The 22,769-nt window shown below is 61.1% G+C and carries 19 protein-coding genes; 8 read left to right on the top strand and 11 right to left on the bottom strand.

Going from position 1 to position 22,769, the window contains the following annotated elements:
• Positions 1–17: 17 nt before the first annotated feature.
• Entirely contained in the window at positions 18–704 is a 687-nt protein-coding gene (locus tag ACTO3O_RS05945; RefSeq protein ID WP_297829965.1) for a cell division ATP-binding protein FtsE, read from the bottom strand.
• Positions 705–1,216: 512 nt separating this feature from the next.
• On the opposite strand from ACTO3O_RS05945, the gene ACTO3O_RS05940 reads away from it, so the two are divergent.
• Entirely contained in the window at positions 1,217–1,474 is a 258-nt protein-coding gene (locus ACTO3O_RS05940) for a GlsB/YeaQ/YmgE family stress response membrane protein (protein WP_294592314.1), read from the top strand.
• A gap of 75 nt (positions 1,475–1,549) precedes the next feature.
• Here the strand turns inward: ACTO3O_RS05940 and ACTO3O_RS05935 are convergent, their stop codons facing one another.
• The 4 genes from ACTO3O_RS05935 to ACTO3O_RS05920 all read right to left on the bottom strand — a co-directional run bounded on the left by ACTO3O_RS05935 (position 1,550) and on the right by ACTO3O_RS05920 (position 5,662).
• Positions 1,550–2,086: a GNAT family N-acetyltransferase gene (locus ACTO3O_RS05935; protein WP_297829943.1), complete on the bottom strand. Its 537-nt coding sequence runs from the start codon at positions 2,084–2,086 to the stop codon at positions 1,550–1,552.
• Between the two features lie 4 nt (positions 2,087–2,090).
• Positions 2,091–2,954 carry a 50S ribosomal protein L11 methyltransferase gene (prmA, locus tag ACTO3O_RS05930; RefSeq protein ID WP_297829941.1) on the bottom strand — a complete coding sequence of 288 codons (864 nt, stop codon included), beginning with the start codon at positions 2,952–2,954 and terminating at the stop codon, positions 2,091–2,093.
• A 250-nt stretch (positions 2,955–3,204) separates the two neighbouring features.
• Entirely contained in the window at positions 3,205–4,500 is a 1,296-nt protein-coding gene (locus tag ACTO3O_RS05925; RefSeq protein WP_297829939.1) for a S28 family serine protease, read from the bottom strand.
• Positions 4,501–4,513: 13 nt separating this feature from the next.
• Complete coding sequence (locus ACTO3O_RS05920) at positions 4,514–5,662, bottom strand: glycosyltransferase (RefSeq protein WP_297829937.1); 1,149 nt, start codon at positions 5,660–5,662, stop codon at positions 4,514–4,516.
• A 99-nt stretch (positions 5,663–5,761) separates the two neighbouring features.
• Between ACTO3O_RS05920 and ACTO3O_RS05915 the strand changes: the two genes are divergently transcribed.
• A complete protein-coding gene (locus ACTO3O_RS05915; protein ID WP_297829935.1) occupies positions 5,762–7,432 on the top strand; it encodes a formate--tetrahydrofolate ligase in 1,671 nt (556 codons plus the stop codon).
• 357 nt (positions 7,433–7,789) lie between these two features.
• Here ACTO3O_RS05915 and ACTO3O_RS05910 read toward each other — a convergent pair whose 3' ends face one another.
• Positions 7,790–8,947, bottom strand: coding sequence for a metallophosphoesterase (locus tag ACTO3O_RS05910; protein ID WP_297829933.1), 1,158 nt, complete (start codon positions 8,945–8,947; stop codon positions 7,790–7,792).
• Positions 8,948–9,181: 234 nt separating this feature from the next.
• Between ACTO3O_RS05910 and ACTO3O_RS05905 the strand changes: the two genes are divergently transcribed.
• The 5 genes from ACTO3O_RS05905 (at position 9,182) to ACTO3O_RS05885 (ending at position 14,890) form a co-directional block, all read left to right on the top strand.
• A complete protein-coding gene (locus ACTO3O_RS05905; protein WP_297627939.1) occupies positions 9,182–9,844 on the top strand; it encodes a superoxide dismutase in 663 nt (220 codons plus the stop codon).
• A gap of 121 nt (positions 9,845–9,965) precedes the next feature.
• Positions 9,966–10,124, top strand: a complete 159-nt coding sequence (locus ACTO3O_RS05900) for a hypothetical protein (protein ID WP_298080908.1) — start codon at positions 9,966–9,968, stop codon at positions 10,122–10,124.
• 953 nt (positions 10,125–11,077) lie between these two features.
• On the top strand, positions 11,078–11,539 hold the full coding sequence (locus tag ACTO3O_RS05895; RefSeq protein ID WP_294593621.1) for a type I restriction enzyme HsdR N-terminal domain-containing protein: 462 nt from the start codon (positions 11,078–11,080) through the stop codon (positions 11,537–11,539).
• A gap of 2 nt (positions 11,540–11,541) precedes the next feature.
• The gene (locus ACTO3O_RS05890; protein WP_297829931.1) at positions 11,542–13,422 is read left to right on the top strand and encodes an ABC-F family ATP-binding cassette domain-containing protein; all 1,881 of its coding nucleotides are present in this window, start codon (positions 11,542–11,544) and stop codon (positions 13,420–13,422) included.
• 19 nt (positions 13,423–13,441) lie between these two features.
• A complete protein-coding gene (locus ACTO3O_RS05885; RefSeq protein WP_297829929.1) occupies positions 13,442–14,890 on the top strand; it encodes a leucine-rich repeat domain-containing protein in 1,449 nt (482 codons plus the stop codon).
• Positions 14,891–14,974: 84 nt separating this feature from the next.
• Here the strand turns inward: ACTO3O_RS05885 and ilvC are convergent, their stop codons facing one another.
• The 5 genes from ilvC to xerA all read right to left on the bottom strand — a co-directional run bounded on the left by ilvC (position 14,975) and on the right by xerA (position 21,983).
• The gene (ilvC, locus tag ACTO3O_RS05880; protein ID WP_297623839.1) at positions 14,975–16,024 is read right to left on the bottom strand and encodes a ketol-acid reductoisomerase; all 1,050 of its coding nucleotides are present in this window, start codon (positions 16,022–16,024) and stop codon (positions 14,975–14,977) included.
• A 142-nt stretch (positions 16,025–16,166) separates the two neighbouring features.
• Positions 16,167–16,712 (bottom strand): acetolactate synthase small subunit, encoded by a 546-nt coding sequence (gene ilvN, locus ACTO3O_RS05875; RefSeq protein WP_297829927.1) that lies wholly within the window; start codon positions 16,710–16,712, stop codon positions 16,167–16,169.
• Between the two features lie 567 nt (positions 16,713–17,279).
• Positions 17,280–19,019, bottom strand: coding sequence for a biosynthetic-type acetolactate synthase large subunit (gene ilvB / locus ACTO3O_RS05870; protein ID WP_297829925.1), 1,740 nt, complete (start codon positions 19,017–19,019; stop codon positions 17,280–17,282).
• Positions 19,020–19,047: 28 nt separating this feature from the next.
• Positions 19,048–20,880 carry a dihydroxy-acid dehydratase gene (ilvD, locus tag ACTO3O_RS05865; protein WP_297829923.1) on the bottom strand — a complete coding sequence of 611 codons (1,833 nt, stop codon included), beginning with the start codon at positions 20,878–20,880 and terminating at the stop codon, positions 19,048–19,050.
• Between the two features lie 125 nt (positions 20,881–21,005).
• A complete protein-coding gene (gene xerA, locus ACTO3O_RS05860; protein ID WP_298080912.1) occupies positions 21,006–21,983 on the bottom strand; it encodes a site-specific tyrosine recombinase/integron integrase in 978 nt (325 codons plus the stop codon).
• A 124-nt stretch (positions 21,984–22,107) separates the two neighbouring features.
• Between xerA and ACTO3O_RS05855 the strand changes: the two genes are divergently transcribed.
• Entirely contained in the window at positions 22,108–22,536 is a 429-nt protein-coding gene (locus tag ACTO3O_RS05855) for a type II 3-dehydroquinate dehydratase (RefSeq protein ID WP_298080914.1), read from the top strand.
• Positions 22,537–22,769: the final 233 nt, after the last annotated feature.

Raw genomic sequence — 22,769 nt, 5'->3', positions numbered from 1 at the left:
GAGAGAGAAGAGTTCCGTTACTCCGCATCCAGTTCCGTGACGTAGCTCTCCTCCAAGAGCCATGTCCGGCCCGGATAACGCTGGAGCATAGCCTGGTTATGGGTCGAAAGGATCACTGTCCGTCCCTCGTCCGTCATGCTGCGGAAGAGCTCCATCACCTCCTCGGTCGAATCCGGGTCGAGGTTGGCCGTGGGCTCGTCGGCCAGCACGATCTGAGGATTGTTGAGCAGCGCCCGGGCAATGGCCGCCCGCTGACGCTCGCCGCCCGAGAGCTGGTTCGGGTAGGCGTGTGCCTGATGGCTCATCGACACCAATGCCAACACGGTGTCGATCCGGTTATTGATCGCTTCGGCGTTGCGCCAGTCGGTCGCCCGCAGAACGAACTCCAGATTCTGATAAACGGTGCAGTCTTCCAGCAGTGTGGCGTCCTGAAAAACGATCCCCAGCTGCCGTCGCAGGTAGGGCACCTGCCGCCGGGTCAAAGTGTGCAGCGGAAAACCGGCGATCTGTCCGCGTCCGATGCGTAACGGCAGCTCGCCGTACAAGGTCTTCAACAGGCTGCTCTTGCCGCTGCCGACTCGCCCCACGAGGTAGATCAGCTCGCCGGGATAGGCATACAGGTTCACGTCCCGCAATACTTCCCGGCGGGCGTCTTTCTGAAAAATCACGGCGTTCGTGAGCTGTAACGAGGGTTTGTCGGACATCAACATGGTAACCGCAAAGATAAAGCATTCCTCCCGATTTTTATCCGATACTTTTTTCTTTGTGCCTGCTGGAACCGTACCTTTCTTGAAAGAAAGGTACCCAAAGAACTTTTGCAGAGGTCGTCCCGGTGGGACGACCACGGGTTATCTCCGCCTCGTTCGTTGGGCTGTGATTTTCAGGCGAGGCGCGCGTGGGGTTCTCGCCCATTATTAGCGCGCTCGCCGAAAATCCAGCCCAACCAATCGGGCAGACACGGCCAGAGCATCCCGCAGGGATGCGCTCTGAAGTTTGGCTTCGCCTTCCTCCTCGCCGCTCGGCAATTTGCAAACTATGTTTGCATTGCCCTCACTGGCAGCGTCGGTTTTCTGGTTCTCTTTGTTCACAAAGAGAACAGTACTCTCCGATTCAAAGCAAGAAAACAGATACGGGATTAATTTGGCATAATTCTTGGTTTCATTACCCCGCGGAGTAATTAACCTCTGAAAGTTTAACCATTAAAAACCTTTGAGTTATGTATTTCTTGTGGTTTATTTTGATCGGTTTGGCAGCCGGATGGCTCGCCAGTTTGATTATGAAAGGTCGCGGGTCGGGCTTCCTGCTCAACATCGTGATCGGGATCGTCGGCGGGTTGCTCGGCGGCTGGATCTTCGGTCTTTTCGGCTGGGCACCCGCCAGCCGCTTCGGCAGCCTCATCACCGCACTGGTCGGCGCAGTGGTCTTGCTTTGGATCGTCTCGTTCTTCCGCTCGCGGCGGAAAGTCTCCCGGTAACGGGCGATAGCGGAAAAAGCAGCGCGCTCCGGATCAGTCCGGAGCGCGCTCTGTTTATGCAGGTGCCATAGATGTTCATCGTTCCCGCCGCAGCAGTTGGACGAACCGCACATCTTCGTATCCCGTCCCCTCCGCCGCCCGGATCCAGGCGCGTTTCACGCCCGAGTCCTCGAATCCTGCCCGTGCGAACAGCCGCAGGCTCGCTTCGTTCGAGAGCGGAATGTCCGCCCACAATTGCCTCATCTCCAAGTGCCCGAAAGCGTACTCTGCGAGGAGCTGCAAAGCCGCCGTCGCGAATCCTTGTCGGCGCATCTTCCGTTCGTAGATCAGCATGCCGACCCCCGCCCGTCGGTGCAGCGGGTCGAAATCGAACAGGTCTGCGCACCCGATCGTCTCGTCCGTCGCCCGCAGGTCGATCATCAGCCGCATCTGCCGGGCCGCGTAGAGGTCGAGCGAGGCGCCCGCGATGAACTCCCGAATCGCCGCCCGCGAAAAAGGGCGGGTCGTGTCGCCGAGCCGCCACAGCGTCGTGTCGTTCTCCCACCGGTACATCGCCTCGGCATCCTCCGGCTCCAAGGCTCGCAGCCGAATCCGATCGTCCTGTAACAGCATGTCGCTAAGCCTTTTGGAAGGTGATCTGCGCCCACCCGTCGCGTGTGTTGGTCGCCGTCTGCACCAGCCCGTGTCGCCGGGCCGTACCGATCAGCGTGTCCGCATCCAGGTCGAGAATGCCGCTGACCAGCAGCAGTCCCCCCTTCCGTAAACCGGCGGCGTACCGTTCCATATCGCCCAAAAGGATATTCCGGTTGATGTTGGCCAGTATGTAGTCGTAGACCTTTCCCGCCACCGCCGTCACGTCGCCCAGAATCGGACAGACTACGGTCTGCACTCCATTGGTCTGGATGTTTTCCAGACAGTTTTCGTAAGCCCACGTGTCGATGTCCACCGCGTCGACTACCACGGCGCCGCGCATGGCGGCCAAAATCGCCAGAATCCCCGTTCCGGAGCCCATGTCGAGCACCGATGCTCCGGCGAAATCCATCGCCAGCATCTGTTCCGCCATCAGGTAGGTAGTGGCGTGGTGCCCCGTGCCGAACGACATCTTCGGCATGATGACGATCTCGTGCTTAGCTCCTCCCGCTTTCGGTGCGTGGAACGGTGCACGGATGTAGCACATCCCGTCGAGGATGTCGATCGGTTCGAAACGCGACTCCCATTCGGCGTTCCAGTTCTGTTGTTCGATTTCGTTCCGTTCGTAGGGGTAGCCCTCGCGGTAGAGGAAGTTCTGGATGGCGGTATGCGTCGTTCCCTCCTGTTCCGCCGTGTCGGGAATGTAGCCCTTCACGCTGCCGGCCCCCGGCATGAAGCCGTCGGGCAGGTAGTCCGAGAAGCTCTCGAATCCCAGTTCGGCCAGCTCGGCCACGACGATCTCCGCCTCGTCCGGGCCCGGTACCTGAATGTTGTATTCGATATAATTCATCCTTTTGGGTTTAAAAACTTTGCATGTTCGGAAAGGGGCTTGTCCTGTTTATTCCGAGAGGCAACGCAACTGAAGACCGTAGGCGCGGTTGCTCGCGCTGCTGGGATTGAGGTACGCTACGTGGAAATGCAAGTTCATGCCATTAGTACCGCTGGCCGTGGAAGCCCAGCTGTAACCGAGGCTGCCGACGCTGCTCAGCGCGCCCGTATTCCGATCGCGATAGCCCGGGGCGGGGTCGGCTTCCGATTCGTCAAATCCCGAAAAGCCACCCCTCGATCACTTCCCAAATCTCGGCCTGCACCTCCTCGCTCTGCGTCTTGATCCGTGCCCGATGGCTGCCGCCCGGCTCCACGAAGAGCTTCATGTTCGCCTTCCCCTCGAAGAGCGTCGAGTCGGGCATCGCCGCGCTCCACGGGTCGTTCTCGCCGTAGATGCAGATCACCTTCGGGTCGTTCGCCTTGTAGAACGAGACGATCCGGCGCGAGAGTCCGTCGCTGAACCGGATATTCCGGGCATCGTCCGGCAGCATGATCCGCGGCAGGTAACCCCTGGCGTCCCGGATCGAGAGCAGCCCCTCGAACGGGGCCGTGTCGTAGCCGTAATAGCCCAGCTCCCGTTGTGCCTGCACGAAGAACGACGGTTCGTCGTTGACGGCGAAGTAGTCCGGCGAGACGATCGCGATCAGGTGATCCAACAGCTCCTGATGCGGCGAGTCCGGCGCCGGGATTAGGCTCGTCGCCGTCCCCCACTGCCAGATCGAGAAGGGGTATTCCAGCACGCAGAGGTCGAACACCTCGTCGATATTCGTCCGGAACGTATAGCTTTTCGACTTGCAGTATTCGTCGAAGAGCGGCACCAGCTCTTTCCGCCGCTTGAGCACCTCGGTCTGGAACTCCCGGATCGTGGCCCGCTCCTCGTCCGTCCCGACCCGGTCGAGGAACGGTTCGTGCCGCCCGTCCTCGACGCCGAAGCAGACCGGCCCGACATAAGCCACCGTTACGTCCACATCCTCCGGATAGTACATCCGGTAGATCAGCGAGTTTTCGCCCCCTTTGCTCACTCCCGTCGCCACCCACTTCTCCGGATAGATCTCCCGCAGCGCCTCCCGCACGGCGTGCAGGTCTGCCGCCGCCTGTTCGGCGTTCAGGTAGTGCCAGTTCCGCGGCTCGGGAGTCGATTCGCCGAAATACCGGTGCTCCACGAAGACCTGATTCGCGTTCAGGTGCTCCGAAAGCTCCTCGCGATACCGCGTCCCCACGGCCCTTGCCCCGCCGTACCCTTCGGTCACGAAGACCGTCGGCCGGTCGAAGCCCGTGTGCGCCACCACGAAACGCTGCTCGAAATGGCCCTTCCCCGGCCGCCGGTGGTCGAGCGGCTGTTCGAACATCACGGCGTACCGCTCTTCGAAAAGCCCTTTCTCTAACTCCTCGACCGACACGACGCCCTTCAGGGCGATCAGCCGGTCGTACAGCTCCGTGGCCCCCGCGAAGGTCAGCCCCGCCAGCAGCAGGGCGAAAAATGCGAAAGTAAATTTCAGGTATCTCATGGGATTCAAATTATTATTTTCTGATTTCATCGTACAGCCGCAGGAACGTTTCCGTCAGCGCCTTCCACCCGAAGCGGCGTTTTTCGACGGCGATGCGTGCCCGAAACTCCGCCGCCTTGTTTTGGGTGTAAAAGTCGGCGATCGCCCGGGCGATCCCCTCCGCCGACACCGGCGTCACGTAGCCCACCTCGCCGTCCGGCACGATCTCGGGCAGACCGCCCACCCGAGTCACCACCATCGGCACTTCGAAATGGTAGGCCACCTGCGTCACCCCGCTCTGCGTGGCGCTCCGGTAAGGCTGCACCACCAGATCCGAGGCGCAGAAGTAGTTCCGCACCTCCGTCTCCTCGATATACCGGTCGTGGACGACCAGATCGTCCGGGCCCAGCCCCAGACGCCGGATCAGTGCCTCGTATTTCTCCCGATTCCCGTAGTATTCGCCGCCGATCAGCAGCTTCCGCCCCTGCGTCCCGCCCTGCGCTTTGAGCATGGCCCACGCTTCGAGCAAGAGGTCGAGCCCCTTGTAGTCGCGGATAAAGCCGAAAAAGAGGACGTAGTCCGCCGCCGGATCCAATCCCAATGCCGCGCAAGCCTCCGCCTTCGGAATCGCCGGCCCGTAGGTGTCGTAGATCGGGTGGGGCGACATGGCCCGCACGCCCCGATAGGCGAACGAGTCGAGGTCGCGCCCCACCTCGTCCGACATGTAGACGACGCCGTCCGTCCGCCGCAGGAAGTAGCGGGTCAGTGTCCGGTCGCCGGGACGATGTTCGTGGGGGACGATGTTGTCCGTCAGCGCGATGATCCGCGTCTGCGGCGACCGCCGCCGGACGGTTCCGGCGATCGTCCCCAGCGACGGCCCCATGAAGGGCATCCAGAAGCGCGGAATCACCAGCTCCGGCCGCTCGGCGGCAATCTCGCGCCCCACCGCCGGCCAGTTCAGCGGGTTCACCGAGTTGATGCGCCGTTCGATGGCGAGCCCCTCCGGAGCCGCCATCCGGGTGTACTGCGTCTCGCCGGGGAAGAGAAACGACGGGTATTGCAGCGTGAAGTTGACGATCTTCACGTCGTGTCCCTCGCGGGCGAAGGCCGAGGCCAGCGTCTCGTCGAACTTGGCGATTCCTCCCCGGTAGGGATGGGCCGGCCCCAGGATGCGGATTTTCATGGCGTGCGTCTCTGCTGAAAAAGTATGCTAATATACGAAAAAGGTGTTATATTTGGTTGCCCGAACGAACCCGGGTTGTTAAAAATCGAAACGAACGCTATGAAAACGGACATCGAAATCGCCCGGTCGGTGCGGATGAAACCGATCGCCGACATTGCCCGCCAGCTGGGCATCGACCCCGAAGACCTCGAAATGTACGGGAAGTACAAGGCCAAGGTGCCGCTGAAATACATCGATCGGAACCGGATGCACGACTCGCGTCTGATTCTGGTTTCGGCCATCTCGCCCACCCCGGCGGGAGAGGGGAAGACCACCGTTTCGATCGGCCTGTCGCAGGCGCTGAACCGGATCGGGAAACGCTCGTGTGTCGTCCTGCGCGAACCGTCGCTCGGGCCGGTCTTCGGCATCAAGGGCGGAGCGACGGGCGGAGGCTGGTCGCAGGTCTTGCCGATGGAGGAGATCAACCTCCACTTTACCGGCGACTTCGCCGCGATCGAAAAGGCGCATAACCTGCTGGCCGCGTTGATCGACAATAATTTGCAGAGCAAAACCCGCTCGTTGGGGCTCGACCCGCGGACGATCGCCTGGAAACGGGTGATGGATATGAACGACCGCTCGTTGCGGGACGTGGTGGCGGGGCTCGGGGGGACGACCGGCGGGGTGCCGCGCGAGACGGGGTTCGATATCACGGCGGCGTCGGAGGTGATGGCGATCCTCTGTCTGGCTTCCGGGCCGGCCGACCTCAAACGCAGGCTGGGGAATATCTTCGTCGGCTTTACGTATGATAAAAAACCGATCTATGCGCGGGATCTGCATGCCGAGGGGGCGATGGCGGCACTGCTGAAGGATGCCATCAAACCCAATCTGGTGCAGACGATCGAGGGGACGCCGGCGTTGATCCACGGCGGGCCGTTCGCCAATATCGCCCAGGGGACGAATACGGTGCTGGCCACCGAGATGTCGCTTTCGCTGACGGACTATACGGTGACCGAGGCGGGCTTCGGGTTCGACCTCGGGGCGGAAAAGTTCCTCGACATCAAGTGCCGGGCGGCGGGGCTGGCTCCGAACGCGGTGGTGCTGGTGGCGACGGTGCGGGCGCTGAAATACCACGGCGGGCAGCCGCTGGCCGAGCTCAAGACGCCGAATGTCGAGGCGCTGGAGCGGGGGATCGAAAACCTCCAGAAGCATATCGAGAACATCGGGTTGTTCAACCTGTCGCCGGTAGTGGCGATCAACCGTTTCGTGACGGACAGCGACGAGGAGTTGCAGTTCATCAAGGATTATTGCACGATGCGCGGTGTGCCGTGCGCGGTGGCGAACGTCTGGGGCGAGGGCGGCGCGGGGACGGAGGAGCTGGCGCGGCTGGTGGTCGAGGCGACGGAATCGCGGCGGACGGATTTCCGACCGCTCTATCCGCTGGACGAGTCGGTGGAGAAGAAGGTGGAGACGGTCGCGCGGGGGATTTACGGGGCGGACGGTGTCGAATACACGCCCAAGGCGAAACAGGCTCTGAAGCGCATTGCGGATTTGGGCCTCACGGGGCTGGCGGTCTGCATCGCCAAGACGCAGAAGTCGCTGTCGGACAATCCGGCGCTTTTGGGTCGGCCGCGTGGTTTCACCATCACGGTACGGGACATCGAGATTGCGGCGGGGGCGGGTTTTCTGATTCCGATTACGGGCGAGATCATGCGGATGCCGGGTCTGCCGGAGGTGCCGGCGGCCGAGGCGATCGACATCGACGACGAGGGCAATATCTCGGGACTGTTCTAACATGGAGCAGGGCTGAAGGCCTGCATATATAAATAAGAGGCTGCGGCTTGCTTTCGGGCATGCCGCAGCCTCTTATTTAGGGTAAATCCGGCCAGTTTCGGGTAGAGGCTGCCCTTATTTTTAGGGTAGACCCGGCCCTTTGCCCCCCGCGGGCCTGCGGCGTTTATTCCGAGAGGCAACGCAACTGAAAACTGTGGGCTCGGTTCGGCGTGCTACTGGGGTTGAGTGCTGTCGTGTGAAAATCCAAGTCCAAACCATTGGTGCCGTCCACCGACGACGAGTAGCTGTAGCCGTATCGGCCGCTGCCGCTCAGTGCGCCCGAAGTCCCGTTGCGGTAGCCCGGGGCCGGTTGGCGGATTATTCCGTTGATTCCCGTTGCAGCACCAGCAGGTCGATCTCGGGCCAGGCGCCGAACCGAAACGGAATCGCGCCGCCCAGCCCCAACGAAACGAAAAGTTGCCGGTCGCCTTCGCGATACAGCCCGCCCCACTCCGGATAGCTCCACCGCGAGGGCGAAAAGCGGCCCACCTTCAGCTGCATGGCGTGGGTGTGGCCCGAAAGGGTGAGCTGGATGTCGCTCGCGGGAAGCACCTCGCGACGCCAGTGGCTCGGGTCGTGGCTCAGCAGAATCTGGAAAACACCCTTCGGCACGCTGCGCAGTGCCCGAGGAAGATCGCCTCGCGAAGGGAAGGGAGGCCGGCTGTCGTTCTCCACGCCGATCAGGGCGATGCTGTCCCTGCCCCGATGCAGCATCCGGTGTTCGTTCAACAGCAGGTTCCAGCCCATCGCCCGTTCGTGGTCGATCAATACCGCATGGTCGCGGGCCGCTTCGTGCGGCCGGTCGAGCCGTCGGTAGGTGCAATAGTCGTGGTTCCCGAGTACCGAATAGACTCCGTCCGGTGCCCGAAGCCGGGACAGCACTCCGAGGAACGGGTCGAGTTCATCGGACGAGAGATTTACTAAGTCGCCCGTGAAGACGATCAGATCGGGGTGCAGCCCGTCGACCCGGTCGACGAGCCGGGAAAGGTAGGTCGTATCGTTGCCGTACGTTCCCACGTGCAGGTCGGAGAGGTGGACGATGCGATAGCCGTCGAATGCCGGGGGCAGTCCGGCTGAGACCACGGTGGTCTCCCGGATGACCAGCCGTTTCCAGCCGCGGGCGAAACCGTAGTAGAATGCCGTGCAAATTCCGATCGCCGCGACGATTCCGAGTGTCGTCCCGATCTTTCCGACCTGCGGCGCGAAGAGCCCGACTCCTCGGCCGACCAGCGAAAAGAGGGCGAAAACGGCTTTCGGTACGGCGATGCACATCAGCAGGCCGAAGAAGAGGCGGACGCTCCCCTCGGGCCACACGCCGCCCAGCCAGCAACCCAACGCGACGAAGGCCAGCGCGGTCGGTGTCCAGTAGGCGATCGTCCACCGTCCGTCCGCGACGCCGCGCACGTAGGTGAGCCAGATATAAAGGTCGGGAAGCGTCAGCAGAAGCAGAAAAAGGACGATGAAGAGGGGTATCATACGGAAAGGGTATCTTATTTTATTGAATGCTAACGTCCGGCGGCCGGTTTTATTTTATCGGCGGGGGCGAGATGTCGTCATCAGAGGGGGGAGTTGTCGGACGGGGCGTTCGGACTGTAAATGTAGTCTCTTCGTTCGGAATCCGGCAGCGAACGGGCGCAAAAGCAGAAACGGGGAGCTCTGTGTGGCACGCCGTTTGCGATACAAGTCTCTCGAATGATTATCATAACCCTTATGAAAAAGCACCTTTTACTCTCCGCCCTCGCCTTTTTGGGGCTCTTCGCCTCCGAGGCGTTCGCCCAGAGCGCTCCGAAACACCGGCTTGCGAAACTGCCCTACACGCTCGACGCGCTCGCGCCGAAGATGAGCCGCGAAACCCTCGAATTCCACTACGGAAAGCACTATCAGACCTACCTCGACAACCTGAATGCCCTGATTTCGGGGACACCGTATGCGACCCTCTCGTTGGAAGAGCTCGTCCGCAAAGCGCCCGAGGGGCCGATCTTCAACAACGCAGGCCAGGCGTTGAACCACGAATTGTTCTTCCTGGGTCTCTCTCCGACGCCGCAGACCCGGCCTTCCGGAGCGCTGGCGGAGGCGATCGACCGCGATTTTGGCTCGTTCGACCAGTTCAAGGCCCAATTCACGAAAGCCGCAGCGGGACTTTTCGGTTCGGGCTGGGCGTGGCTGGCGACCGACCGGGAGGGTAAGCTCCGCATCACGACGGACGCCAATGCGGGCAATCCGTTGCGTTACGGCCTGACTCCGCTGTTGGGGCTGGATGTCTGGGAACACTCCTATTACCTCGATTACCGCAACCGCCGGACGGAATACATCACCAACTATTGGGATTTGGTGGATTGGAAGACGATCGGTCGGCGTTACGATCGGCGGTAAGTCCGCAGCGAACGCACGACCACTGACCAGCAGCCCGAGCGTTAAGTAACGCTCGGGCTGCTGCTTCTGGTTTGTTGTCCTCGCCGCCCCGGGCTTCCGCGATGCCGGCGATAACAGGCGATTGGGCGCACTGTGCAGCGTCGGCAACAGCGGGCACAGCTACTCGTCGTCGGTGAACGGCATAGTCGGCGTGTTCTTGGACTTCTACGCGCATAGCCTCAGCCCCAGCATCGCGCACAATCGCGGCCATGGTCTTCAGATGCGTTGCCTCTCGGAATAAACGGGGCGTATTGCACTTACAACAGGCCGCCTCTATCCTACATGTAGTCCCCCATTTGTGTGGTCGGAGCCAGCGTGGCCGGGAACGAGCATTGCGAAGTGGCGGCCCTACACTGGGAGTGACTCCGGCCCGAGCGCCCCAAAGGGTCGCATAAGCAACGTCTTTTCCTCGCGTGTTCGGGCCGTGCGCTCCGGGGGTGGGCCGAAGGCCCAGCGCGCAAGCCCGGCGGTTCGAAGAACCGCAAAAGCACGCCCCATTCTGCGGAGTTTGTTTTCGGCCGCAACCAGCGGAGAGCGAAGACGAAGCGAGAGCGGAGTATTTCGGCCCTCCGCATCCGGGGGCTGCGGGCCGACCGTTGACACGGGGAATTAGCTATTCGCTCTCGGCCCAAAGCACGACCAAGAGCACGGCCCAACTCACCGCCCAAATTCCAGCCCAAGACTCAGCCCAGCGCGGCACGAAAACCGTAGCCGGTTTTCGTGCCCGAAGAACAAGCACAGCCCAAAGCTCGGCCCAGTTCTCCGCCCCGTGTCCGCCTCACTGCGGCTCCGCTGTCGCTCCGCCACACTTCCGCGCACCGTTCTTTGGCCGCCCGCCGTGGCGCGAACGCGTCGGCCAAGCGGGCCCCACGTCCCGTGGACGGGAAATGCTGGCGCATTTCCACTGGCCGCCTCTACCCCTGTTCTCTGTCCGCGCGCTGGCGGAAATCTTGTCAAAACGCGCCAGCGCATTTTGACGATTTCCCTCCTAAGGCGTGGCGCGCGGTTACTTTTAAGTAATAAAGGCCGCCCGCCGTGGCGCGAACGCGTCCGCCGGGCAGGCGGTGCGTGCCGCACTCCCGATTGGCCGCCTCTACCCCAACAGCTAACGGAGCCTCTACCCCCGCCGGATTTCCGACGCCTGATTCCGAAGAGAGCCGAAAAGCTCCGAAAATTTCGTTATTTTGCAACCTCATGATGCTCGATCCTGACAAATATCCCCCCCTGAATCTCCCGGCCGCCGACCTGCGGCTCCGCGCCGCCGGCCCGAAACCCGAAGTCTGGGACGCATTGCGACGCAAATGGCTCGTACTCACCCCCGAAGAGTGGGTACGGCAGCACTTTATCCGCTTTCTCACCGGCAGTCGCGGCATCGACCCTTACCGCATCGTACAGGAACAACCCCTCCGTATCGACGGATTCGCCCTGCGCGCCGACATCGTCGTCTACTCCCGGCAGGCCGAACCGCAGCTCGTCGTCGAATGCAAAGCCGCCGGAGTGACCATCACACAGGATGTATTCAACCAGGTGGCACACTACAACATCCGGCTCGGGGTGCCTTACTTAGTGGTGACTAATGGGTTGCGTCACTACTGCTGCCAGATCGACCACGCCGCCCGGAGCTACCGCTTCATCGACGAAATACCGCAACTGTAAATATGGCTATCCATCTGCAAGTCGAGTCGCTCACCAAATCCTTCGGCGAGCGCACCCTATTCGAAAACATCGCTTTCGGCATCAACGAAGGAGAGCGCATCGGCCTGATCGCCGCAAACGGGGCCGGAAAGACCACCCTGCTCAATATCATTGCCGGCCGGATGGACTACGACAGCGGTGCAGTCGTTTTCCGGCGCGACCTGAGGGTCGGCTATCTGGAACAGAATCCGCAGTTTCCGGCCGGGACGACGGTGCTGGAGGCCTGTTTCCACGGCGAAAACGAAACCGTCAGGACTTTGGCGCAGTACGAACAGGCTCTGGCCCGGAACGATGCGGCGGCGCTCGACGCCCTGTTTCCCCGGATGGAGGCGCTCGGGGCGTGGGATTTTGAACAGCGGGCCAAGCAGATTCTCGGACGGTTGCAGATTACGGATCTCGAACAGCGGATCGAAACCCTTTCCGGCGGACAGCTCAAGCGGGTGGCGCTGGCGGCGGCGCTGATCGTCGAGCCCGAATTGCTGATCCTCGACGAGCCGACCAACCACCTCGACCTCGAAATGACCGAATGGTTGGAAGAATACCTCGCCGGGCGGCGCATGAGTCTGCTGATGGTGACCCATGACCGCTACTTCCTCGACCGGGTCTGCAACGAAATCCTCGAAATCGACGACCGCCGAATCTACAGCTACAAAGGCAATTACAGCTACTACCTCGAAAAACGGCAGGAGCGGATCGACGCGGCGGACGCGACGGTGGCGAGGATGAAAAACCTCTACCGCAGGGAGTTGGAGTGGATACGCCGCACGCCCTCGGCGCGGTCGGGAAAGGCGAAATACAGGATCGACGCCTTTCAGGAGATTAAGGAGAAGGCGCACGTGAGGCGAAACGAGGCGGAGGTGCAGTTGGACGTGCGGCAGACCTATATCGGGAAGAAGATTTTCGAGGCGCTGCACCTCTTCAAACGGTTCGGCGAACGGGTGATTCTCGATGACTTCAGCTACCTCTTCGCGCGCTACGAGAAGATGGGGATCGTGGGGAACAACGGCACGGGGAAGTCGACTTTCATCAAGATACTCCTCGGTCTCGAACCGGCCGACAGCGGGGTGATCGACGTCGGCGAGACGGTGCGGTTCGGCTATTACAGCCAGCAGGGGCTGGAGTTCGACCCGGAGGTGCGGGTGATCGACGTCATCACGGCCATTTCGGAGAATATCACCCTAAGCGACGGCAAACAGATCAGCGCGTCGCAGCTGCTGACGCGGTTCCTCTTCTCGCGGCAGGCGCAGTACGACTATGTGGCGAAGCTGAGCGGGGGCGAACGGCGGCGGCTCTATCTCTGTACGATTCTGATGGCGAATCCGAATTTCCTGGTGCTGGACGAGCCGACGAACGACCTGGATATCCAGACGCTCAATGTGCTGGAGGAGTATCTGGCGGTGTTTTCGGGGTGTCTGATCGTGGTGTCGCACGACCGCTATTTCATGGACAAGGTGGCGGATCACCTGCTGGTGTTCCACGGCGAGGGGCGGATCGAGGATTTTCCGGGCAACTATACGGATTACCGCAGCCGGCAAAGGGAGCGGGAGGCGGAGCGGGCGGCGACGGCCAAGGCGGTGGCGGCGGCTCCCAAGGTGGCGGCGCCGGCGGCGGAGAGGCCGAAGGAGCGGGTCAAGGGAAAGCTGTCGTTCAACGAGAAACGGGAGTTCGAGCTGTTGGGCGAGGAGATTCCGCGGCTGGAGGCGGAGAAGGCGGCTATCGAGGCGGCGATGAGCAGCGGCTCTCTGTCTACCGAGGAGCTGATCGCCGAGTCGGAACGGATCGCGGCGCTGATCGACGAAATCGATGTCAAGTCGATGCGCTGGCTGGAGCTCTCGGAACTCTAACGGATGGGAGAAAACGGGTATGGACAAAGGGCTGAACAGGTGGACGCTGGCCTTTACGGCACGGTATGTCAGGAGGTACAAAAATCGGCCGGAACGGAATCGTTTCCGGTTCGCGATGGCGGGAACGGGACGCTATATGATCGACTGGGGGGACGGGACGGTGGAGCGGGGAGAGAGGATGCCGGAGACGCTGGAGGGGGGAGATTGCGGGCATATGTATCGACGGAGGGGGAGGTATCGGATCCGGATCGTGGGAGAGGAGGGCGAGTTGTGGCAGTTCGGGTGCGGGAGGAAGGAGGCGGAGGAGACTGGTTTCTCGGAGCTCTCGATGGAGGGGTGCGGGGGGCTCAGGAGGTGGGAGTGCGGCGGGATGAGGGGGATGCTGCCGGAGCTGGGGCGGTTGACGAGGCTGGAGGTGTTGGATTGTTCGCATAATCGCTTGTCGGAGTTGGAGGTCGGGGCGCTGGGGCGGCTGAAAATACTGATTTGTTCGGGGAATGACTTGAGGGGGCTGGAGGTCGGCGGGTGTCCGGAGTTGGAGGTGTTGAAGGCGGATTTTAATCGATTGGAGGGGGTGGAGCTGTCGAAAAATCGGAGACTGAGGGTGTTGGATCTGGGGGGGAACTGGCCGGAGCTTCGGAGGCTGGAGGTCGGCGGGTGTCCGGAGCTGGAGGTGCTGGAGTGTATGGGGAGCAATTTGACGGAGCTGGATGTGAGCGGGAACGGGAGGCTGAGGGTGTTGAACTGCGGCAGTAATGAGCTGTCGGCGTTGGATGTGACGCATTGTCCGGAGTTGGAGGAGTTGGATTGTGAGGGCAATCCGCTGACGGAGCTGGATGTGAGCCGGAACGGGAGGTTGAGGAGGTTGTCGTGTCGGCATGCGGAGCTGAGGGGGTTGGATGTGACGCACAATCCGGAGTTGGAGGAGGTGTGGGTCTCGGATAACGGGTTGATGGAGTTGGATGTGTCGCGGAATCCGAAGTTGGAGCGGTTGTGGTGTTACCGGAATCGGATCGGGAGGCTGGAGCTCGGCGGAAATGAGGCGCTCGCGGACTTGAAGTGCGACGGAAATAAGCTGACGGTGCTGGATGTCAGCGGATTGCCGAGGTTGCGGCAGTTGTTGTGTTATCGGAATAAACTGAAGGTGCTGGATGTGAGTCGGAACGGGTGGCTGGAACGGTTGGCGTGCGATAAGAATGGGATGACGGAGCTGGTTGTGGGGGGCAATGAGCGGCTGGTCTCGTTGGAGTGTTATGGGAATCGGCTGGCGGCGGAGGGGATGGAGCGGATTTATGAGGCGTTGCCGCAGGGGAGGAGGGAGACGGGGACTGGGAGTTCAATTCGGGTTGATCGGGAGGCGGCGGGCGATTATGGGCGGGCGGAACGGAAGGGGTGGAGGGTGGTGCTGACGGAGTGGGAGGTGGGGGGTGAGGAGGATGAGGAGTATTGGAGGTTCCGGCGCAGTTAGGGTGGGGAGGGATAAATAGCATTATGGGGTGTATTCCGATCGGAATACACCCCATAATTAATTGTAAATCAAATAGATAACTATCTATTTGTTGTTCTCCGGACGCAATTTGCGCACGGTCATCCCTGCTTGCCACATCTCGCTCTCGCGCAACTCTTTGAGCTCTTTTTCGAGCCCTTCGCGGTAGTCGGGTTTCGAGTTACAGTCGATCGAACGCTGCGCTTCGTTCCCATTAGCCACTTCGCTATAAAGTTTCTGGAATACCGGCAATGTCGCATCCCGGAAAGGTTTCCACCAGTCCAGGGCGCCGCGCTGGGCGGTGGTGGAGCAGTTGGCGTACATCCAGTCCATCCCGTTTTCGGCTACGAGCGGCATCAGGGATTGGGTCAGCTCTTCGATGGTTTCGTTGAAGGCTTCGGAGGGGGTGTGCCCATTCTCGCGCAGTACTTGGTATTGTGCGGCAAAGATACCCTGGATGGCGCCCATCAGGGTGCCGCGTTCGCCGGTCAGGTCGGAGTAGACTTCGCGTTTGAAGTCGGTTTCGAAGAGGTAGCCTGAGCCGACGCCGATCCCAAGAGCCAGCACACGGTCTTTCGCTTTGCCTGTCGCGTCCTGGAAGACGGCGAAGCTGGAGTTCAGCCCGCGCCCTGCCACGAACATCCGACGCAGGGAGGTTCCCGATCCTTTCGGTGCGACGAGGATGACGTCGACATCGGCAGGGGGCACGATCCCTGTCTTTTCCTTATAGGTGATCCCGAAGCCGTGGGAGAAGTACAAGGCTTTCCCGGGTGTCAGGTGTTTCTTCACGGTGGGCCACAGGGTGATCTGGCCGGCGTCGGAAAGGAGGAACTGGATGATGGTGCCTTTTTCGCAGGCTTCTTCGATCTCGAAGAGGGTCTGGCCGGGTACCCAGCCGTCGGCGACGGCTTTGTCCCAGGTCTTGGAGTTCTTGCGCTGGCCGACGATGACGTTGAAGCCGTTGTCGCGCAGGTTCATGGCCTGGCCGGGCCCTTGAACGCCGTAGCCGATGACGGCGATGGTTTCGTCTTTCAGGATCTCTTTCGCTTTGCTCAGCGGGAATTCTTCGCGGGTGACGACGCTTTCTTCTACGCCGCCGAAGTTGATTTTTGCCATTTGTTTGTGGTTGTTTTTTTATGTCTGTTTTTGTGGTTTCGGTGTGTGGGGTAAAGGTAGGGATTTATCGGCGAAGTTGCGATGTGCCGTACCTGTTTATTACACGGAAAATAGCTCGGGGCTCTCTCTCTGTAGGGGCGGGTCATTCGCCTGCGGCGAGCTGGCCGAGGACGTTTTCCACGGAGGGGTCGTGCAGGACGAGGTTCTCGGAGCGGGTGAATTGAAGAAGCATGCCGCTGGTTTGGAGGTGGTCGCGCAGGGATTCGATCTCTTCTTTGGTGCCGGTGCGTTCGAGGACGATGTAGGCGGGGTTGATTTCGATCACGCGGGCGTTGTGTTCTTTCAGGGGGGTGTCGCCGCTGTGGCGGAAGGCGTCGGGGGAGACTTTGTAGAGGGCGATCTGTTGGGTGGTGACGTCGCAGGCGCGGTATTTGTCGGCGCGGAGCACTTCGACGATGCGTTCGATGCCGCTCAGCACGCGGCGGGCGGTGTCTTCGCTGGTGAAGGCGTGGATGGTGAACATGCTGATCCCTTTCACGGCGGTTTCGCTCACTTTCAGGCTCTCGATGTTGATCTTGCGACGGGTGAAGATGGAGGTGATCCGACCGAGGACGCCGACTTGGTTTTCGGTGAAGACGGTGATGATATATTCGCGGATGGTGGGGTCGGTGTCGCGGGTGGGGGCCATAGGTCTCTCTGTGGTTGGTCGATTACGGGTAATGTTGTAATCGATGGGGTTGGTATTCAGTTCGTAAGGTCTGTTATTCGCGGAATGTTTAAACATTGTTGCAACTTTATACTTTTTGTTTAAAGATTGCTGCAAAATGTATAAACTTTTTTTATACATGGGCGTTTTTGTACATGGGGCGGTGGCGAGCGTTGTTCGCGCACCTTTTTTGTCCGCGCCGGGGAAATCTTATCAAAACGCGCAAGCGCATTTTGACGATTGCCCTCTTAAGGCGGCGGCGCGTGCATTTGCTGACTGGCAGCCTCGGCCCAACTCAGCGTCCAATCCTTTGTCCGCGCGCTGGCGGAAATCTTATTCAAACGCGAACTTACGCGTTTGAATGATTTCCTTTTCCAGCAGTCGCGCGCGGGTCAAGCTTTGGTCCGGATAGAACCGTACCTTTCTTGAAAGAAAGGTACCCAAAGAACTTTCGTGATAGCTACGCTACTCCTTAGGCTCCGCAGGACTCAAGGGACTCTGTCTGTGTCCGCAGTGGACTATTGAGAATCTCTTTCCTAATGATGCCGGTCACTCGTTGTAGAGTAGGTCGTCTAACGAGGCGCCGCCGGGGATCATCGGGAAAACGTTGTCTTCTTTCCCGACGGCGACTTCCAAAAAGTAGGGGCCGGGGGTGGCGAACATCTCCCCGACGGCGGCTTGCAGCTCGCTCCGGTCGATCACGCGACGGGCGGGAATATCGTAGGCACCGGCGATCCGGACGAAGTCGGGGTTTACGAGCTCGGTGGCGTTGTAGCGCTTCTCCATAAACAGCTGCTGCCACTGGCGTACCATTCCGAGGAAGGTGTTGTTCAGAACGACGACTTTCACGGGGATTCCCCAGTGGATCATGGTGCCGAGCTCCTGGATGGTCATCTGGAAGCCGCCGTCGCCGAGGAAGACGACTACGTCGCGTCCGTGTTCTTCGCCGTTCCGTCGGGCGGCTTCGTCGAGGGCGACTTTCGCGCCGATGGCGGCGGGAAGACCGTAACCCATAGTCCCCAAGCCGCCGGAGGTCACTAAGCTCCGGGTGTGTTTGTAGAAGGAGTAGCGGGCGGCCATCATCTGGTGCTGGCCGACGTCGGTCACGACGACGGCTTCGCCGCCGGAGGCTGCGGCCACGGCGCGGACGGTCTCGCCCATGGTCAGTGTATCCCGTTCGGGTTGCAATTGACGCCGGATGACGCGCTCTTCTTCGACGGCGGCATGGGAGGCGGCCTGGGCGAACCAGGCTTCGCGCGGTTTCCGGACGATATCGCCGGTACTGAGCAAAGCGGTCAGGGCTTCGCGGGCGTCGCCGAGCAGGGCGAGGTCGGTGCGGACGTTCTTGTCGATCTCGACGGGGTCGATTTCGATGTGGATGACACGGGCTTTCGGGGCGTAGGTCTTCAGGTTGCCGGTCACGCGGTCGCTGAAGCGCATGCCGATGGCGAGCAGCAGATCGGATTCCTGGGTCATGAGGTTGCCGGCTACGTTCCCGTGCATGCCGACCATACCGATATATAAAGGATGGTCGCTCGGGATGCTCGAAAGGCCCATCAGGGTCGAGGCTACGGGAATATTTCCGGCTTCGGCCAAACGGAGTACTTCCTGTTCGGCACCGGAAATTTTCACGCCGTTCCCCACGAGGATCAAGGGGCGCTCGGATTCGTTGAGCAGGGCGATGGCGTCGCGCACGGCGTCGGGATCGATGGTCGGATTGGGGTGGTAGCTCCGGATGCCGGTGCAGGGTTCCCAACGGTAGTCGCCGACGGCGGTCAAGGCGTCTTTGGTGAATTCGATGTACACGGGGCCGGGACGTCCCGATCCGGCGATATAAAATGCTTTGGCGATGGTGGGTACGATCTCGTCGAAGCGGGTCACCTGGTAGTTCCACTTGGTGATCGGGACGGTCATATTAATCATATCGGCCTCTTGGAAGAAGTCGGTTCCCAAGGCTGTTGACGGCACTTGTGCGGAGAGGCAGACGATCGGGGTGGAGTCGAGCATGGCGTCGGCGATCCCGGTCAGCAAATTGGTCGCCCCCGGTCCCGAGGTGGCCATGCAGACGCCGGTGCGGTTCGAGACGCGGGCGTAGCCTTGGGCGGCGTGGACGGCACCCTGCTCGTGCCGCGTCAGGAGGTGACGCAGTTCGGGGTAGTCCTGCAACCGGTCGTAAACGGGGGTGATGCTCCCTCCCGGATAGCCGAAGACGGTCTCGACGCCCTGGTTGATCAGGGAGGAGAGGAGGGCTTCGGCGCCGCTGATATGTGCTTTTTCGGTATATCTCATGACTCTGGTATCTGGTGGTGGTTGGGGGCTATTCGACGATCCGGACGGCGCCTTTGTCGGCGGAGGAGACCATGTGGGCATAGGCGCGCAGGGCTTTGCTCACGGTGCGTTCCCGGTGGGGGCGGAAGCCGCCGTTCGACCGGATGTGTTTCATGCGCCGGGCCAGAATATCGTCGGCTACAACTAAGGATATGGAACGGTTGGGGATGTCGATCCGAATTTTATCGCCGTCTTCGACGGCGGCGATCAGGCCGCCTGCGGCGGCTTCGGGCGAGCAGTGGCCGATCGAAAGTCCCGATGTCCCGCCGGAAAATCGACCGTCGGTCAGCAGGGCGCAAGCTTTGTCGAGCTTGACGGTCTTGAGGTAGGAGGTGGGGTAGAGCATCTCTTGCATCCCCGGCCCGCCTCGCGGCCCTTCGTAGCGGATAATCACGACGTCGCCTGCCTTGACTGTCCCGTCCAATATCCCTTTGCTGGCCTGTTCCTGGGAGTCGAAAACGCGGGCTGTCCCTTCGAATACGAGGATGGAGGCGTCGACGCCGGCGGTCTTCACGATACACCCGTCTTTCGCAATATTTCCGTAGAGCACTGCCAGCCCGCCGTCTCGCATATAAGCGTGTTCGATGTCGCGAATGCACCCCGTGGCCCGATCGAGGTCGTAGTCGGGGTACATCGCGTCCTGAGACCCCAAGTGGGTGTTGACTTCGGGCCGGTTTCCGGGGGCGGAGAGGTAGCGTTCGGTATCTTCGCCCCGGGCACTGGCTCCGAGGTTGGCGATATCGTACCGGGCCACTGCCTCTGCCAGGGTCAAGCCGTCGGCGCGTTTCACGGTGCCGTCGATCAGGCCTGCGCGAAGCAGAATCCCGAGGATGGCCATAATCCCGCCGGCGCGGTTGACTTCCTGTATGTGATAGGAGGAGTGGTTGGGGGCCACTTTACACAGCACGGGCAATTTTCTCGACAAGGCGTCGATGTCGCGCATGGTGAAGTCTACGCCGGCCTCCTGTGCCACTGCCAGCAGGTGCAGCACGGTGTTGGTCGACCCGCCCATGGCGATGTCGAGGCTCATGGCGTTGAGAAAGGCCTGCTTGGTCGCGATAGACCGCGGAAGAACGCTGTCGTTGTCGTTGAAATAGTAGTCGCGGGCGTTCTTGACAATCAGTTTCGCGGCGGATTCGAACAGTTTCCGGCGGTTCGTATGGGTGGCGACAATGGTTCCGTTCCCGGGCAGCGAAAGTCCCAAGGCCTCTGTAAGGCAGTTCATGGAGTTGGCGGTGAACATCCCGGAGCAGGAGCCGCAGGTCGGACAGGCGTGGCGCTCGATTTTCGAGAGCTGGGCGTCGGATATACTCGGGTCGGCGCCTTTGACCATCACGTCGATGAGGTCATAGGCCTCTCCGTCCACAACCCCCGCTTCCATCGGGCCGCCGCTCACGAATACGGCCGGGATGTTCAGCCGCATGGCGGCCATCAGCATCCCGGGGGTGATCTTGTCGCAGTTCGAGATGCAGACGATGGCGTCGACGGTGTGGGCCTGGCACATGTATTCTACGGAGTCGGCGATCAGGTCGCGCGAGGGAAGGGAGTAGAGCATTCCGTCGTGGCCCATGGCGATGCCGTCGTCGATGGCGATGGTGTCGAATTCGGCGGCGTAGCACCCTTCGGCTTCGATGAGCTGTTTGAGCTCCTGACCGATGCGGTGCAGGTGGGTGTGCCCGGGTACGAACTGGGTGAAGGAGTTCACGATGCCGATCACGGGCTGGCCGAAGTGCTCTTCTTTCATGCCGTTGGCGCGCCAAAGGCTACGGGCGCCGGCCATCCGGCGGCCATGGGTGCTGACGTCGCTGCGTAAGGGTCTCATGGTGGTTTGCGTTTTGGGCTTCTTTGCCGGTACAAATGAAGAACATAAACCCCTCCGACTCAAAAGGGAGTTCGGAGGGGTTTACGGATTCCAATGGGGAATTGTATTCTATAATAAACTTATTTTTAGTTTGTTGTGTCTTGCTTTTCTTCGGTGTCAAGCGGGTCTTTTTTGTCGCTCGCGGAGGGGTGGGCGAGGGGGTGGAGCTCCAGGGCGCTCCGAAGGTCGCGCAGTTCGAGGTGGGTGTAGATCTCGGTGGTGAGGATGGATTCGTGGCCCAGCAGCTCTTGTACGGCGCGGATGTCGGCGCCGCCCTGGAGTAGGTGGGTGGCGAAGGAGTGGCGGAGGGTGTGGGGGCTGATGGTCTTGGTGATGCCGGCGGCGGCGGCGATGCGGCGGATGATGGTGAAGATCATCACGCGGGTGAGCTGGTGGCCGTTGCGGTTGAGGAAGAGGATGTCGGAGGAGTCGGACTGGACGGGTTGTTCGTGGCGCCGGGAGAGGTAGAGTTCGAGTTGACGGAGGGCGGGGGGGGCGATGGGGACGAGGCGTTGTTTGTTCCCTTTCCCGGTCACGCGGATGACGTGGTCGGCGGTGAAGAGGTCGCTCAGGCGGAGGGTGACTAACTCGCTGACGCGGAGGCCGCAGCAGTAGAGGACTTCGAGGATGGCGCGGTTGCGGTGGCCGAGGGGGGTGCTCAGGTCGATGGTGTCGAGCATGCGCCGGATTTCGTCGTAGGAGAGGGTGTCGGGCAGGCGGCGGGCGATCCGGGGGGAGTCGATGAGTTCGGTGGGGAGGGTGTCGATAAGGTCGGCGTGGAGGAGGTAGGCGAAAAAGCTCCGGATGCCGCTCAGGGTGCGGGCTTGGGTGGAGTCGCCGGCGCCGCTGTCGTAGAGGTGGGACATGAAAGTTTCGATGTCGGCGGGGGTGACGCTCTCGGGGGAGACGGGGCGGGGTTGGCGGAGCAGAAAGGAGGCGAGGCGGGTGGCGTCGCGGCGGTAGGCTTCGATGCTGTGGGTGGAGAGGTTCCGCTCGAATCGAAGGTAGTCGCGGTAGTTGTCCAGGGCTTGTTGCCAGGCGGTGGCGGGGGTGGGGGTGTTCATGGTTCGGGGCGGGTTGCCGGGTGCGGGTGGTTGTGCTGCCGGGGCGAGGGGCTGGCGAAAATACGCTCGGATGGGGCTAAATTACCTAAATTTGCACTAAATTTGACGTCTAATCGGAGAATTCATGAAAAAGATATTGATTATCAACGGGCCGAATCTCAATTTGCTGGGGGTGCGGGATCGGGAGGTGTATGGTTCGCGGACGTTCGAGGATTACCTGACGGAGCTGGTGGCGGAGTTCGAGGGGCTGGCGGAGCTGGATTATGTCCAGTCGAATGTGGAGGGGGTGTTGATCGATGCGATCCACGGGGCGAGGGAAATTTACGACGGGGTGGTGCTCAATGCGGGGGGGTATACGCATACGTCGGTGGCGCTGGCGGATGCGGTGGGGGCGGTGGCGGGATGCGGACTGGGAACGGTGGAGGTGCATATCTCGAACATCCTGGCGCGGGAGGAGTTCCGACATGTCTCGCTGATCGCGCCGAGGTGCAGGGGGTCGATCATGGGCTTCGGGCTCGATTCCTATCGGCTGGCGATACGGAGCTTCCTGTAGGGGTTGCCGTGTGGGGCGCGGGTTGCTGGTTTTAGGCTGAGGCTGCCATAGCGAAACGTAGTTTCGCCCGTCCCGCCGGGGTCACCCGGTCGCCGCCCGCGCAGGGCAGTTTCAGACGGGACAAAGCTCGACCGCGCGCCGCCGCCTAAAGAGGGAAATCGTCAAAATGTGCTGGCACGTTTTGACAAGATTTCCCCGGCGCGCACTAAGAACTGGGCCAAGCTGCTTAAGCG

The sequence above is a fragment of the Rikenella sp. genome, assembly GCF_056799795.1.
This window is presented reverse-complemented; position numbering and strand designations above follow the sequence as displayed.